This window comes from Bacteroides sp. Marseille-P8574 (assembly GCF_902825465.1).
GTDB classification, from domain to species: domain Bacteria; phylum Bacteroidota; class Bacteroidia; order Bacteroidales; family Bacteroidaceae; genus Bacteroides; species Bacteroides uniformis.
In genome coordinates this window covers 2,641,749-2,656,360 of record NZ_CADEBE010000001.1, presented here as the reverse complement: position 1 = coordinate 2,656,360, position 14,612 = coordinate 2,641,749, and the positions used below count along the sequence as shown (strand labels likewise).

General features: G+C 49.4%; 12 protein-coding genes and 1 tRNA gene. 12 read left to right on the top strand and 1 reads right to left on the bottom strand.

The window, feature by feature from the left end; genetic code table 11:
* Positions 1–6: 6 nt before the first annotated feature.
* The 9 genes from mraY to HUX74_RS11295 all read left to right on the top strand — a co-directional run bounded on the left by mraY (position 7) and on the right by HUX74_RS11295 (position 10,846).
* Positions 7–1,275 carry a phospho-N-acetylmuramoyl-pentapeptide-transferase gene (gene mraY / locus HUX74_RS11335; protein WP_117600205.1) on the top strand — a complete coding sequence of 423 codons (1,269 nt, stop codon included), beginning with the start codon at positions 7–9 and terminating at the stop codon, positions 1,273–1,275.
* Between the two features lie 52 nt (positions 1,276–1,327).
* Entirely contained in the window at positions 1,328–2,662 is a 1,335-nt protein-coding gene (murD, locus tag HUX74_RS11330; RefSeq protein WP_117600204.1) for a UDP-N-acetylmuramoyl-L-alanine--D-glutamate ligase, read from the top strand.
* Positions 2,663–2,729: 67 nt separating this feature from the next.
* On the top strand, positions 2,730–4,046 hold the full coding sequence (locus HUX74_RS11325; RefSeq protein ID WP_117600203.1) for an FtsW/RodA/SpoVE family cell cycle protein: 1,317 nt from the start codon (positions 2,730–2,732) through the stop codon (positions 4,044–4,046).
* 99 nt (positions 4,047–4,145) lie between these two features.
* Positions 4,146–5,342, top strand: a complete 1,197-nt coding sequence (gene murG / locus HUX74_RS11320; protein ID WP_117600285.1) for an undecaprenyldiphospho-muramoylpentapeptide beta-N-acetylglucosaminyltransferase — start codon at positions 4,146–4,148, stop codon at positions 5,340–5,342.
* A gap of 26 nt (positions 5,343–5,368) precedes the next feature.
* Complete coding sequence (gene murC, locus HUX74_RS11315) at positions 5,369–6,754, top strand: UDP-N-acetylmuramate--L-alanine ligase (protein ID WP_117600284.1); 1,386 nt, start codon at positions 5,369–5,371, stop codon at positions 6,752–6,754.
* A complete protein-coding gene (locus HUX74_RS11310) occupies positions 6,747–7,484 on the top strand; it encodes a cell division protein FtsQ/DivIB (RefSeq protein WP_117600202.1) in 738 nt (245 codons plus the stop codon). Before murC ends, HUX74_RS11310 begins: the two co-directional genes overlap by 8 nt.
* A 62-nt stretch (positions 7,485–7,546) precedes the next feature.
* On the top strand, positions 7,547–8,980 hold the full coding sequence (ftsA, locus tag HUX74_RS11305) for a cell division protein FtsA (RefSeq protein WP_117600201.1): 1,434 nt from the start codon (positions 7,547–7,549) through the stop codon (positions 8,978–8,980).
* A 33-nt stretch (positions 8,981–9,013) separates the two neighbouring features.
* Positions 9,014–10,327 (top strand): cell division protein FtsZ, encoded by a 1,314-nt coding sequence (ftsZ, locus tag HUX74_RS11300; protein ID WP_117600200.1) that lies wholly within the window; start codon positions 9,014–9,016, stop codon positions 10,325–10,327.
* Positions 10,328–10,396: 69 nt separating this feature from the next.
* Entirely contained in the window at positions 10,397–10,846 is a 450-nt protein-coding gene (locus HUX74_RS11295) for a GatB/YqeY domain-containing protein (RefSeq protein WP_005830410.1), read from the top strand.
* Positions 10,847–10,996: 150 nt separating this feature from the next.
* Here the strand turns inward: HUX74_RS11295 and recO are convergent, their stop codons facing one another.
* Complete coding sequence (gene recO, locus HUX74_RS11290) at positions 10,997–11,725, bottom strand: DNA repair protein RecO (RefSeq protein WP_117600199.1); 729 nt, start codon at positions 11,723–11,725, stop codon at positions 10,997–10,999.
* A 288-nt stretch (positions 11,726–12,013) separates the two neighbouring features.
* On the opposite strand from recO, the gene HUX74_RS11285 reads away from it, so the two are divergent.
* From HUX74_RS11285 to gyrB, 3 genes are all read left to right on the top strand, one after another.
* Positions 12,014–12,085, top strand: a tRNA-Glu gene (locus tag HUX74_RS11285).
* 42 nt (positions 12,086–12,127) lie between these two features.
* The gene (gene rpsT / locus HUX74_RS11280; protein ID WP_174646653.1) at positions 12,128–12,382 is read left to right on the top strand and encodes a 30S ribosomal protein S20; all 255 of its coding nucleotides are present in this window, start codon (positions 12,128–12,130) and stop codon (positions 12,380–12,382) included.
* Positions 12,383–12,587: 205 nt separating this feature from the next.
* A complete protein-coding gene (gene gyrB / locus HUX74_RS11275; RefSeq protein WP_008662686.1) occupies positions 12,588–14,549 on the top strand; it encodes a DNA topoisomerase (ATP-hydrolyzing) subunit B in 1,962 nt (653 codons plus the stop codon).
* Positions 14,550–14,612 lie beyond the last annotated feature (63 nt).

Genomic DNA, 14,612 nt, shown 5'->3' with positions numbered 1-14,612 from the left:
AACATTATGTTATACTACTTATTTCAATGGTTAGACAAATATGACTTCCCCGGTGCGGGCATGTTCGGCTATACATCCTTCCGTTCGTTGATGGCAATCATTCTGGCATTGCTCATTTCGAGCATCTGGGGAGACAAGTTCATCAATCTACTGAAGCGCAAGCAAATTACCGAAACGCAACGTGATGCCAGTATCGATCCATTCGGTGTGAACAAAGTGGGAGTACCCAGCATGGGCGGTGTCATCATTATTTTTGCCACACTCATTCCTTGCTTGCTACTGGGCAAGTTAGACAATATTTATATGATATTGATGCTGATTACCACAATCTGGTTAGGGTCGCTAGGATTTGCCGACGACTACATCAAGATATTCAAAAAGGACAAGGAAGGCCTGCACGGTAAGTTCAAAATCATCGGTCAAGTAGGTTTAGGACTTATCGTCGGATTGACTCTCTACCTCAGCCCGCAGGTGGTTATCCGCGAGAACATAGAAATAGAGAAGCCAGGGGGACAAATAGAAGTAGTACATGCAGCCAAGGAAATCAAGGCAACGCAGACCACCATCCCGTTCTTCAAAAGCAACAACTTCGACTATTCCGACTTAGTAAGCTTTATGGGTGAACATGCCCAAACAGCAGGTTGGATATTGTTCGTGATTATCACTATTTTCGTAGTTACCGCCGTCAGCAACGGAGCCAACCTGAATGACGGAATGGACGGAATGGCGGCAGGGAACTCCGCCATTATCGGACTGACCTTGGGAATACTCGCCTACGTGTCGAGCCACATTGAATATGCCGGCTACCTGAATATCATGTACATTCCCGGCTCGGAAGAACTGGTAATCTTTATCTGTGCCTTCATCGGTGCACTTATCGGCTTCTTATGGTACAATGCCTATCCGGCCCAAGTATTCATGGGCGATACGGGCAGTCTGACCATTGGAGGAATCATCGCAGTATACGCCATCATTATTCACAAGGAACTGCTGATACCCATCCTTTGCGGTATCTTCCTGGTGGAGAATCTCTCGGTCATCCTGCAACGCCTCTACTACAAGACAGGCAAGCGGAAAGGCGTGAAACAACGTCTCTTCAAAAGAACGCCGATACACGACCACTTCCGCACTTCCATGAGCCTGATAGAACCGGGATGCAGCGTGGTATTCACCAAACCGGACAAGCTGTTCCACGAATCCAAAATCACCATCCGCTTCTGGATTGTGACGATTGTACTGGCAGCGATAACAATTATAACATTAAAGATTAGATAATGTGGGATGCATTAGCATAGTTTCCACATTGACATATTAGTATATAAATATTATGAGTAGAATTGTAGTATTAGGAGCTGGCGAAAGCGGCGCAGGCGCTGCTGTACTGGCCAAAGTGAAAGGTTTCGACACGTTCGTCTCCGACATGTCTGCTATTAAAGACAAATACAAGGAACTGCTGGATAAATACGGCATTGCCTGGGAAGAGGGACACCACACAGAAGAGCTGATTCTGAATGCTGACGAAGTGGTGAAAAGCCCCGGTATCCCCAACGACGCTCCGCTCATTGTGAAATTAAAGGAAAAAGGTACGCCCATCATCTCTGAGATAGAGTTTGCGGGACGGTACACTGACGCAAAGATGGTCTGTATCACCGGCTCAAATGGAAAGACTACAACCACCTCGCTCATTTATCACATCTTCAAGAGTGCAGGACTGAACGTCGGCCTCGCCGGCAACATCGGCAACAGCCTGGCCTTGCAGGTAGCCACGGAGCAGCATGATTACTACGTCATTGAGCTGAGTTCCTTCCAACTGGACAATATGTATAACTTCCGTGCCAACATTGCCGTACTGATGAACATCACTCCGGACCACTTGGACCGTTACGACCACTGTATGCAGAAATATGTGGACGCCAAATTCCGCATCACCCAAAACCAGACACCGGAAGACGCTTTTATCTTCTGGAACGACGACCCCATCATCAAGCGCGAACTGGACAAGCATGGCCTGCGCGCCCATCTTTACCCGTTCGCTGCCGTAAAGGAAGACGGAGCCATCGCATACGTGGAAGACGGTGAAGTGGAAATCAACGAACCGATAGCCTTCAATATGGAGCAAGAGGAGCTGGCGCTGCACGGCACACACAACTTATACAATTCATTAGCCGCTGGTATCTCGGCCAACTTGGCCGGTATCCGAAAAGAATATATCCGCAAGGCTTTGTCCGACTTCAAGGGAGTGGAGCACCGATTGGAGAAAGTAGCCACCGTACGCGGCGTAAGCTTCATCAATGATTCCAAGGCAACGAACGTAAACTCCTGCTGGTATGCCCTGCAAAGCATGACCGGCAAAACCGTACTTATCCTCGGCGGTAAGGACAAAGGAAATGATTATACGGAAATCGAAGACCTTGTACGCGAAAAGTGCTCTGCCCTGGTATATTTGGGATTACACAACGAAAAGCTGCACGACTTCTTCGACCGCTTAGGATTGCCCGTAGCTGATGTTCAGACCGGCATGAAGAATGCCGTAGAAGCAGCCTTCAAACTGGCAAAGAAAGGTGAAACCGTGTTGCTCAGCCCTTGCTGTGCCTCCTTCGACCTCTTCAAGAGTTATGAAGACCGCGGCGAACAGTTCAAAGCATGTGTCAGAGCACTATAAAAGACAAGTGCCGCATGAGACTGTCAACTTGTAATTCTTTAATTATTAATTTTTAATTTGCGAAGCATTGGATTTATTAAAGAGCATATTCAAAGGCGACAAAGTGATTTGGATTATTTTCCTTTTCCTTTGCCTCATCTCCATCACAGAGGTATTCAGTGCTGCCAGTACGCTGACCTACAAGAGTGGCGACCACTGGGGACCGATTACGCAGCACAGCATTCTCCTGATGGTAGGTGCCGTCATTGTAGTACTGGTACACAACATCCCCTATAAATGGTTCCAGGTGTTCCCGGTATTCTTGCTTCCGATATCCATCGGACTGCTGGCTTTTGTGATGCTGATGGGATTCATTACCGGTGACCGCGTAAACGGCGCAGCCCGCTGGATGACCTTCATGGGCATTCAGTTCCAGCCGTCGGAAATAGCGAAGATGGCCGTCGTCATCGTTACAGCCTTTATCCTCTCGAAAGGGCAGGACGAAGACGGTGCAAGTCCGAAAGCCTTTAAGCGCATCATGATTATTACCTGCATAGTCTGTGGCCTTATCCTGCCGGAAAACTACTCAACGGGAATGTTGCTCTTCGGAACGGTCTACCTAATGATGTTCATCGGGCGGGTATCTGCCAGGAACCTACTGATACTGGGAGGAGGGATTGTGGCATTCGTTACAGTCTTTGTTGCCTTCCTGCTGGCCACGCCAGACAAGACATTGGAAAATATACCGATGGGACACCGTTTTACCACTGTAAAATCCCGTATTGCAGACTTTACCAACAAGGAAGAAGTTCCTGCTGCCAAATTCGACATCGACGGCGACGGGCAAGTGGCACATGCCCGTATTGCCGTAGCTACGAGTAACGTTGTAGGCAAGGGCCCGGGAAACTCCGTACAACGTGACTTTCTGAGCCAGGCATTCTCCGATTTTATCTATGCCATCATCATTGAGGAACTGGGACTGGTAGGCGGGATAGTCGTTGTGTTCCTTTATGTCTGCCTATTGGTGCGAGTGGGCCGTATCGCCAAAAAATGCGACCGCACCTTCCCCGCTTTCCTCATTACCGGAATAGCCTTGCTACTCGTCACGCAGGCGTTGTTCAACATGATGGTTGCCGTAGGTCTGGCACCCGTCACGGGACAACCGCTTCCGCTCATCAGCAAGGGTGGTACATCCACTTTCATCAACTGTGCCTACATCGGCATGATACTGAGCGTCAGCCGCTATACAGCCAAACTGGAGGAACAACGGATGCATGATGCACAAGTGACTATGCTGGTGGATACCGGAAATGCAGAAAACCTGAAACAACCGATCGACAGCGAGGCACAAACAGCCGCCGAACCGACAGCAAAGGTACTGAACAGTGATGCGGAGTTTGAATAACAGCCTCTCCCCCACCCCCTCCCCTATAGGGAGGGGAGAAAAGAGTGATTGAGTAATGGCGAGTATGCCAATAATACAAAAATAAAGAAGAACAAGAATATGAGTAAAGAGGCAAACAACTATACAAGTCAAAGTAACTCTACCCCTCTCTCTACGGGGAAGGGAGTGAGGCTTATCATCAGCGGCGGTGGTACCGGAGGACATATCTTTCCGGCTATCTCCATTGCCAACGCCATAAAAGAGTTGTGTCCCGACGCAGAGATTCTCTTCGTAGGTGCCGAAGGAAGAATGGAGATGCAGCGTGTTCCCGATGCTGGTTACCGGATTATAGGTTTACCCGTTGCCGGATTTGACCGTAAACATCTGTGGAAGAACGTCTCCGTATTGCTGAAACTGATACGGAGCCAGTGGAAAGCACGGAGCATCATCAAGGAGTTCCGCCCGCAAGTAGCTGTCGGTGTAGGTGGCTATGCCAGTGGTCCTACGCTGAAAATGGCGGGAATGATGGGTATTCCCACACTGATACAAGAACAGAATTCCTACGCCGGTGTCACTAACAAGCTGCTGGCACAGAAGGCATGCAAGATTTGTGTGGCTTACGAAGGTATGGAAAAATTCTTCCCGGCAGAAAAGATAATCATGACCGGTAATCCGGTGCGCCAGAATCTGCTCCACCACTCCATCTGCCGCGAAGATGCCGTGAAATACTTCGGACTGAACCCGGAGAAGAAAACAATACTGATATTGGGCGGCAGTCTCGGAGCCCGCACCATCAATCAGACATTGAGTGCCGGACTGGATGTCATTCGCGCCAATCCCGAAGTGCAATTCATCTGGCAAACGGGGAAGATATACATTGACCAAGTCAGAGAAGCTATTACAAATACAACGGGAGAAGCCGTACGCAACCCGCGCATTAGTGCCATCCCCAATCTGTACGTGACGGACTTCATTAAGGATATGGCAAATGCATACGCGGCTGCCGACCTGGTGATTTCACGTGCAGGAGCCGGTTCCATCTCCGAGTTCTGCCTGCTGCACAAGCCAGTTATCCTGGTTCCCTCACCCAATGTGGCAGAGGACCACCAAACCAAGAATGCGCTGGCGCTGGTGGATAAGGGTGCAGCTATCTATGTGAAGGATGTGGAAGCGAAAGAGAAGCTGCTACCGGTGGCGTTGGAGACAATCGCCAACTCCGAGAAGCTGCAAGACTTAAGCAAGAATATCTCCAAGCTGGCGTTACCGGACTCGGCAACAATTATTGCGAAGGAGGTATTGAAGTTAATTAAGAAATAAATTAGGAGAGCATCTTAATGAAAGATATGAATATAGAAACAATTAAATCCGTTTACTTCATTGGTGCCGGCGGTATCGGCATGAGTGCGCTGATACGTTATTTCCTCTCTAAAGGAAAGAAAGTAGCGGGCTACGACCGTACGTCGAGCGAACTGACAGAACGCCTGATTACGGAAGGAGTACAGATACACTACGAAGAGAATATCAACCTTATTCCGGAGATGTGCAAAGACAAGGCAAGCACGCTCGTGGTCTATACCCCCGCCGTGCCGCAAGAGCATGCAGAACTGACCTATTTCCGTGAAAACGGTTTCGACATATATAAGCGCTCCCAAGTATTGGGCATCATCACCCGCAGCAGCAAAGGTTTGTGCGTGGCAGGTACGCATGGCAAGACTACCACCAGCACCATGGCTGCCCACCTGCTGCACCAGTCACACGTGGGCTGCACCGCCTTCCTCGGAGGTATTTCGAAGAACTACGGTACGAATCTGCTGCTTTCCGCCACCAGCCCTTATACCGTTATCGAAGCAGATGAGTTCGACCGTTCCTTCCACTGGCTGTCACCCTGGATGAGTGTCATTACTGCCACCGACCCCGACCACCTGGATATATACGGCACCAAAGAAGCCTATCTCGAAAGCTTCCGCCACTACACCGCGCTTATACGACCGGGCGGCGCCCTGATTCTGCACAAAGGACTGGAGATGCAGCCCGACGTACAGCCAGGGGTAGCCACCTATACCTACTCGCGCCATGAAGGTGACTTCCATGCCGAGAACATCCGTATCGGAAACGGTGAAATTTTCATCGATTTCGTAGCACCGGACACCCGCATCAATGATATCCAGCTAGGTGTTCCCGTCAGCATCAACATCGAGAACGGCGTTGCCGCCATGGCACTCGCCCATCTCAGCGGTGCCACCGACGAGGAAATCAAGCAAGGCATGGCAAGCTTCCGCGGAGTGGACCGCCGTTTCGACTTCAAGCTGAAGAATGACCAAATTGTATTCCTCAGCGATTACGCCCACCATCCGGCGGAAATAGCCCAAAGTCTGAAGTCCGTCCGTGAACTGTACCAAGACAAGAAGATAACCGCCATCTTCCAGCCTCACTTGTACACCCGCACCCGCGACTTCTACCAGGATTTTGCAAACAGCCTTTCCCTATCCGACGAAGTGATTCTGACAGAGATATACCCTGCCCGCGAGCAACCAATTCCCGGCGTGACGAGTCAGCTGATTTATGACAACCTCCGCCCCGGCATCGAGAAATGTATTTGTAGGAAAGAAGACGTCCTCAGCCTCCTCGCCCAGAAGCATACCGAAGTAGTGGTAGTGCTGGGAGCCGGCGACCTGGACAACTATGCTCCCCAAATCACCCAACTATTATCAGAGAAGTATCATGGTTAAAAGGATTCTACTTTCTATCGTCCTGTTGCTTGTCATTGTCTATCTGGTGGTGGCTGTCACTGCCCTCAACCGCAAACCGGCCACCCAGGTGTGCCATGATGTAGAGCTGGTGATAAAAGACACGGTATATGCCGGCTTCATCACGAAGAAGGAAGTAGCTACCCTGCTGGAGAAGAAAGGCATCAGCCCCATTGGGAAAGACCTGAAACGCGTGCGCACCAAGACCTTGGAGCGCGAACTTGCCAAGCATCCCCTCATCGACCAGGTGGAATGCTACAAGACCCCGAGCAGCAAGCTCTGCATCGAAGTGACCCAGCGAATCCCCATCCTGCGCGTGATGAGCGCCAATGGCGAAAACTACTATCTGGACAACAAGGGTACTGTAATGCCCCCCGATGCAAAATGCGTTGCACACCTTGCCGTAGTGACCGGAAATGTAGAAAAGTCGTTTGCCATGAGGGATTTATATAAGTTTGGTGTATTTTTGCAGAAGAATTCTTTTTGGAATGCACAGATTGAACAGATTCATGTACTGCCTGGCAAAAATATAGAATTAGTGCCACGTGTCGGCGACCATCTCATCTATTTGGGTAAGATGGCCGGTTTTGAAAAGAAACTGAAACGTGTAAAAGCATTCTACGAAAGAGGTTTGAACCAGGTGGGCTGGAACAAATACTCCCGCATTAACGTTGAATTCGATAATCAGATTATCTGCACGAAGAGGGAGTAAAGAGATTTATCCCTTATCAAAGCGCAGTAAATTGTAAATTGTAAAATAGTAAATAAATAGATATGGCAACAACAGATTTCATCGCCGCTATCGAGTTGAGTTCTTCCAAGATTTCCGGTATCGCAGGGAAGAAGAACAGTGACGGAAGTATCCAGGTGTTGGCTTATGCATGCGAAGATGCATCCCCGTTTATACACAAAGGGGCCATCTACAACATTGACAAGACCGCACAAGCGCTGACTTCCATCATCAACAAGCTGGAAGGCCAGCTGAACAACTCCATCGCCAAAGTATATGTAGGCATCGGCGGACAATCATTGCGCACGGTGAGGAATGCGGTAAGCCGTACGCTGAAGGAAGAGAGCATCATTTCGCAAGAACTGGTAGACGAGATTTGCGACGAGAACCGTGATGTACCCCTAGTAGACATGAGTGTGCTGGATGTAGCCCCGCAAGAATACAAGATAGACAACACGTTGCACGTGGAGCCCGTAGGAGTTGCCGGAAAATACATCACCGGACAGTTCCTCAACATCGTGGCGCGCGCCTCGCTGAAAAAGAACCTCGAACACAGCTTCGAGCAAGCCAAAGTGGAAATTGCCGACGACCTGCTCGTAGCCCCCACTGCGTTGGCCAAAGCCGTGCTGACCGAAAACGAGATGCGTTCGGGCTGCGCACTGGTGGACTTCGGTGCCGATACCACCACCGTGCTGGTCTATAAGAACAATATCCTGCGCTACCTCAGCGTACTGCCGCTGGGTGGAAACAACATTACCCACGACATCACTTCCCTGCAAATGGAAGAGGAAGACGCCGAAAAGCTGAAACTGCAATACGGTGATGCCCTCTACGAGGAGGAGGAAGACGCCGAGACTCCTGCCGTATGTATGTCGGAAGACGGCCGTACCTTCGAATTGGCCCTGCTGAACAATATTATCGGAGCCCGTGCAGAAGAAATCCTTGCCAACGTATGGAACCAGTTACAGCTTTCCGGCTACGAGGACAAACTTTTCTCCGGTGTAGTATTTACCGGTGGAGGAGCCAATCTGAAGAATCTCGAGAAAGCCTTCCATAAAGTGAGCAAGATTGAAAAGGTAAAGACCGCTAAGTTCGTACAGACCACCGTCCACACACGCAGCGAAGAGCCCCAAAAGGACGGCATGCACAACACACTGCTGGGCCTGCTGGCTGCCGGCAACGAGAATTGCTGCCTGCAAGAGGTGAAACCGGTGCAGCAGCCTGCCTCCAATGTTCCTCCCAAACCGGTCGACATATTCGTTGACGACGAAGCGCTGAAAGAGCAGGAAGCTGCCGCACGCGCCGCCAAGGCACAGCGCGAGAGGGAAGAAAAAGAACGCAAGGAACGTGAGCGAAAAGAAAGGGAGCTGCGCGAAAAGGAAGAGAAAAAGAAGAAAAAGAAAGAAGGCCCCAGCTGGTTCGAAAAGACTTTCAACAAGATTTCCAACGAAATCTTCTCGGACGACGATATGAAGTAATAATGTGATAATGTGCCAGAAAATTAAGTTATTATGGAAGATATAGTACAATTCGATTTCCCGACCGATTCACCGAAAATCATTAAAGTAATCGGTGTAGGCGGAGGTGGCGGCAATGCCGTGAACCATATGTACCGGGAAGGTATACACGACGTGACGTTCGTACTGTGTAACACAGACAACCAAGCGTTGAAGGACTCTCCCGTGCCCGTGAAGTTACAGCTTGGAAAAGAAGGCCTGGGAGCCGGAAACCGCCCTGCCCGTGCCCGCAAGGCAGCAGAAGAGAGCATCGAAGACATCAAGAATATGCTGAACGACGGCACCAAGATGGTATTCATCACTGCCGGAATGGGCGGTGGTACCGGTACGGGTGCCGCACCCATCATTGCACAGACCGCCAAGGAAATGGATATCCTAACCATCGGCATCGTCACCATCCCTTTCCGCTGGGAGGGCGACAAGAAGATAGACCAGGCACTGGATGGCGTAGAGGAAATCAGCAAGCACGTAGATGCCCTGCTGGTCATCAACAATGAAAAGCTGAGCGAGATATACAGCGAGTTGTCCGTGGACGACGCGTTCGACAAGGCCGACGACACCCTTTCGGTAGCCGCCAAGAGTATTGCCGAAATCATCACCCTGCATGGAAAGGTGAACCTCGACTTCAACGACGTGAAAACAGTGCTGAAGGACGGCGGCGTAGCCATCATGAGTACCGGCTACGGCGAAGGTGACAACCGTGTCAGCGAAGCCATCAAGAATGCGCAGCACTCGCCGTTGCTGAACAACAACGACATTTTCAATTCCAAGAAGGTACTCCTCAACATCTCTTACAGCTCACAATACAAGCTGATGATGAGCGAAATGGACGAGGTAAAGGAATTCATGAACCGTTTCAGCCGCGACTTCGAGACCAAATTCGGTATGGCCATCGACGACAAACTGGAACAGAAAGTGAAAATCACCCTGCTTGCCACCGGTTTCGGTATCCAGGACATCCACATGAAGGAGATGGACGACCGCATCACCCAGCGCACCGCCGAAGAACAGCAACGCCTTGCCGAGCTGGAGGAGGAAGAGGAACAGAGACGCAACCGCCGCGAAGTGTACTACGGCAAGGATGCCAACGCCCGTTCCCAGCGCAGCCGCCGTCGCCATATCTATCTCTTCAATCCCGAAGACATGGACAACGCCGACATCATCAGCATGGTAGAGAATTCTCCGACCTATCTGCGTGACAAAAGCACGCTGAACAGCATCAAGATGAAGGCAGAGCAGGAAGGGCAGCTCGCCACCGAAGCCGCGCAAGAAGCAGAAGGCGGTGCAGGGGGAGTCATCACCTTCTGATTTTTCCGTTCCCGATATGTAAAACCATCCTCCTCCCCTTCGGGAGAACAGGAGTAAACCTATAACAATATGGATTTATTTGAAAAAGTCAGCGAAGACATTAAAACAGCCATGAAAGCCAAAGACAAAGTGGCTCTCGAAACATTGAGAAACGTAAAGAAAGTATTCCTTGAAGCCAAAACCGCTCCCGGAGCCAACGATACCCTGAGCGATGCAGATGCTTTGAAGATTATCCAAAAACTGACCAAACAAGGCAAAGACGCCGCTGAAATCTATGTACAGCAAGGTCGCCAGGACTTGGCAGACGATGAGCTGGCACAAGTAAAGGTGCTTGAAACCTATCTGCCCAAGCAAATGAGCGCCGAAGAACTGGAAGCAGCCTTGAAGGAAATCATAGCCGAGGTCGGTGCCACCAGCGGCAAGGACATGGGCAAAGTGATGGGTGTAGCCAGCAAGAAACTTGCCGGACTTGCCGAAGGCCGCGCCATCTCAGCCAAAGTAAAGGAACTGCTGGGATAAAGTATAGCGAAGGAGATAAGAAATATTCGGGTTCAATTGCATGAGATGGGCATCTCGTGCTGTATGAGATATACATCTCATGCAGCATAAGATGCCCATCTCGCGCAATCAGGAGCTATTGTTTCATCCGACAAGCAAGATTGGCGCTCCTCAATCAAACAATTCTTTCAAGACTTCAAGAGACTTCAGCACCGGGAAATCCGGCAGATGCAGACGATAATATTCATTCATAATGTTCAGGCAGCGGGTACGCTCCAACCGGTTCATGGTAAAAAGATGCATCGTTTCATAATTCATACGCATCAGCTGTGTCAGGCGGGCCGCCTCCTCGGGAGCGATGTAATTGGAATGAAGCTGCGGACGCAAGGGAGTGAAACAAGCATTCTGCAAATCGAAGTAATCTCCGGCATGATAATCCTCCAGGTTGGGATACAAACCGAGAAAACGGGAAAGGCGCATCAGGAAGACCAGATGAAAATTGGCAAACCCCTCCCTGCATTCATCCAGCCAGATGACGGAATGATACAGATAAGCAAACAGCGGACGGTTCTCCGCCTCCTCCCGGACGGCGCGATAAAGGAATTCCGAAAGAAACAAAGCGATGGCGGATTTGTAGGGATCGTAGGGAAGCGTGGCAAAAGGATAAAGAGACTTCGCCTCCTTCACCTTATATATAGTGGCATTAGGACGGAAATCGGCTTCAAGTTCCACCAATGCCAGCGGCTGGAAGAGTACCGGCTTCACCGCCGCCTTGCGCGAACGGGGTATGGACACCATGAAGGAAGCCCTGCCAGCCACCTCCGTATAGATGTCTGCAATGAGAGATGTATCCTTATATTTCAAGGTATGCAGTACAATTCCCTGTGTTTTCTGTAACATTCCCGATTTCTTTATCTGGTTTCAATCTGATAACAAAGCTACAAAAAAAGCCCGAAAGAAGAGAAACAAAAGGAGAAGAATAAAAAAACAAGGTAAGGAGTGTAAAAAAATAAAAGCATATATTACACTGATTTTCAATAGATAGCACTCCATTCTAAGACAAAAGACAACAAAAAGCTATATTTTTTTCTTGCGAATATTTTGGTAATTCAAAAATAGTTTCTACCTTTGCATCCGCAAACGAGAAATAAAGACTCTTTGCAAGAGCGGAAACGCTCACCAAAGGATGGCCCGTTCGTCTATCGGTTAGGACGCAAGATTTTCATTCTTGAAAGGGGGGTTCGATTCCCCCACGGGCTACAAAATAAAAAAATAAACGAATTAAAAAAAAGATTAGTCGAGATGGCAAATCATAAATCATCACTGAAGAGAATCAGACAAGAAGAAACAAGAAGACTTCACAACAGATATTATGGCAAAACCATGAGAAATGCTGTTCGTAAGCTTCGTACTACTACAGACAAAGCTGCGGCAACAGCAATGTATCCGGGTATCACAAAACTGTTGGATAAATTGGCTAAGACTAATGTAATCCACAAGAACAAGGCTAACAACCTAAAGTCAAAATTGGCTATCTATATCAACAAGCTGGCTTAAGTTGACTATTACACAAAAGATATTACAAGGCTGGACTTTTTAGTCCGGCCTTTCTCATTTATACCTCTCTATTTACCTGCTTCCACACAAGTTTCTTTTCTGTGCTAAAAAGCTGTAAACTACCCGAATTTATCCGTTTGTTTAGCACCATATCCCGAGGATTTTCACTATATTTGCTCTGTTATTACAATAAGGAAAAAAGATTATGACTGAAGAACAGATTCACTCCAATAACGGGAGCTATTCTGCCGAAAACATCCAGGTACTGGAAGGTTTGGAAGCAGTGAGAAAGCGTCCCGCGATGTATATTGGCGACATTAGCAGCAAAGGACTTCACCACCTGGTGTACGAGGTTGTGGATAACTCCATCGACGAGGCACTTGCCGGCTATTGCGACCACATCGAAGTCACCATTAACGAGGACAACTCCATCACCGTACAAGACAACGGACGTGGTATCCCGGTAGACTATCACGAAAAGGAAAAGAAATCCGCGCTGGAAGTTGTAATGACCGTACTGCATGCCGGAGGAAAGTTCGACAAAGGTTCCTATAAGGTATCGGGAGGTCTGCATGGTGTAGGTGTATCTTGCGTAAATGCCTTGTCTACACACATGACTACCCAGGTTTTCCGTAACGGAAAAATCTATCAGCAGGAATATTCCTGCGGACATCCGCTCTACTCCGTTAAAGAAGTGGGCACAACAGACATTACCGGTACACGCCAACAGTTCTGGCCGGACGGTACCATCTTTACGGAGACAGTCTACAACTATGATATTCTTGCCACCCGCATGCGCGAGCTGGCTTATCTGAACGCAGGCATCAAGATTTCACTGACCGACCTTCGCGTAAAAGACGAAGAAGGAAATGCCAAGAAGGAAATCTTCTACTCGGAAGAAGGCCTGAAGGAATTTGTGCGCTACGTGGACTCCTCACGCGAACACTTCATGAACGATGTAATCTACATCAATACCGAGAAGCAAGGCACACCGGTGGAAGTAGCCATCATGTACAACACTTCTTATAACGAAAATGTACACTCTTACGTAAACAACATCAATACCATTGAAGGGGGTACCCACTTGGCAGGTTTCCGCCGTGCACTGACCCGTACGTTGAAAAAATACGCCGAAGACAACAAGATGCTGGAGAAAGCCAAGGTAGAGATTGCAGGAGACGACTTCCGTGAAGGACTGACTGCCGTTATCTCCATCAAGGTGGCAGAGCCTCAGTTCGAAGGACAGACCAAGACAAAGCTGGGTAACAACGAAGTGATGGGCGCCGTAGACCAGGCTGTGGGCGAGGCCCTCACCTACTACTTGGAGGAACACCCGAAGGAAGCCAAGCTGATTGTAGACAAGGTGATTCTTGCCGCCCAGGCACGTATCGCCGCACGTAAGGCACGCGAATCCGTACAACGCAAATCGCCGATGTCCGGCGGTGGCATGCCCGGTAAGTTGGCCGACTGCTCCAGCAAGGACCCGGAAGAATGCGAATTGTTCCTCGTCGAGGGTGACTCGGCAGGCGGTTCAGCAAAGCAAGGCCGTAACCGTGCGTTCCAAGCTATCCTGCCGCTTCGCGGTAAGATTCTGAATGTGGAAAAGGCCATGTGGCACAAGGCATTCGAGAGCGACGAAGTAAACAATATCATCCAGGCGCTGGGCATCCGTTTCGGCGTGGACGGTGAAGACAGCAAAGAAGCGAACATTGACAAGTTGCGTTACAAGAAGATTATCATCATGACCGATGCCGACGTCGATGGTTCTCACATCGACACGCTGATTATGACGCTTTTCTTCCGTTACTTCCCACAAGTCATCCAGCAGGGTTGCTTGTACATCGCCACTCCTCCCCTTTACCTTTGCACCAAAGGCAAGGCGAAAGAGTATTGCTGGACAGACCAGCAGCGCCAGAAGTTCATCGACACTTACGGCGGCGGTTCGGAAAACGCAGTACACACCCAACGCTACAAAGGTTTGGGTGAAATGAACCCGGAACAGTTGTGGGAAACCACCATGAATCCGGAAAACCGTATGCTGAAGCAGGTGCATCTTGAAAATGCAGCCGAAGCCGACTATATCTTCTCCATGCTGATGGGCGAAGACGTGGGCCCTCGCCGCGATTTCATCGAAAAGAATGCAACGTATGCAAATATTGACGCTTAATTAATTTAATAACCAACCTCACATCTTACAACGAGGAAGCCCCGGACGGGCAGGATAATCCTG

What these genes read in the sequence shown, in the direction of transcription:
- ftsZ (WP_117600200.1), top strand. Translation starts at nt 9,014, where the DNA reads ATGGAAGATATAGTACAATTCGATTTCCCGACCGATTCACCGAAAATC.
- rpsT (WP_174646653.1), top strand. Translation starts at nt 12,128, where the DNA reads ATGGCAAATCATAAATCATCACTGAAGAGAATCAGACAAGAAGAAACA.
- ftsA (WP_117600201.1), top strand. Translation starts at nt 7,547, where the DNA reads ATGGCAACAACAGATTTCATCGCCGCTATCGAGTTGAGTTCTTCCAAG.
- recO (WP_117600199.1), bottom strand. Translation starts at nt 11,725, where the DNA reads ATGTTACAGAAAACACAGGGAATTGTACTGCATACCTTGAAATATAAG.
- murG (WP_117600285.1), top strand. Translation starts at nt 4,146, where the DNA reads ATGAGTAAAGAGGCAAACAACTATACAAGTCAAAGTAACTCTACCCCT.
- HUX74_RS11310 (WP_117600202.1), top strand. Translation starts at nt 6,747, where the DNA reads ATGGTTAAAAGGATTCTACTTTCTATCGTCCTGTTGCTTGTCATTGTC.
- murC (WP_117600284.1), top strand. Translation starts at nt 5,369, where the DNA reads ATGAATATAGAAACAATTAAATCCGTTTACTTCATTGGTGCCGGCGGT.
- mraY (WP_117600205.1), top strand. Translation starts at nt 7, where the DNA reads ATGTTATACTACTTATTTCAATGGTTAGACAAATATGACTTCCCCGGT.
- murD (WP_117600204.1), top strand. Translation starts at nt 1,328, where the DNA reads ATGAGTAGAATTGTAGTATTAGGAGCTGGCGAAAGCGGCGCAGGCGCT.
- HUX74_RS11295 (WP_005830410.1), top strand. Translation starts at nt 10,397, where the DNA reads ATGGATTTATTTGAAAAAGTCAGCGAAGACATTAAAACAGCCATGAAA.
- gyrB (WP_008662686.1), top strand. Translation starts at nt 12,588, where the DNA reads ATGACTGAAGAACAGATTCACTCCAATAACGGGAGCTATTCTGCCGAA.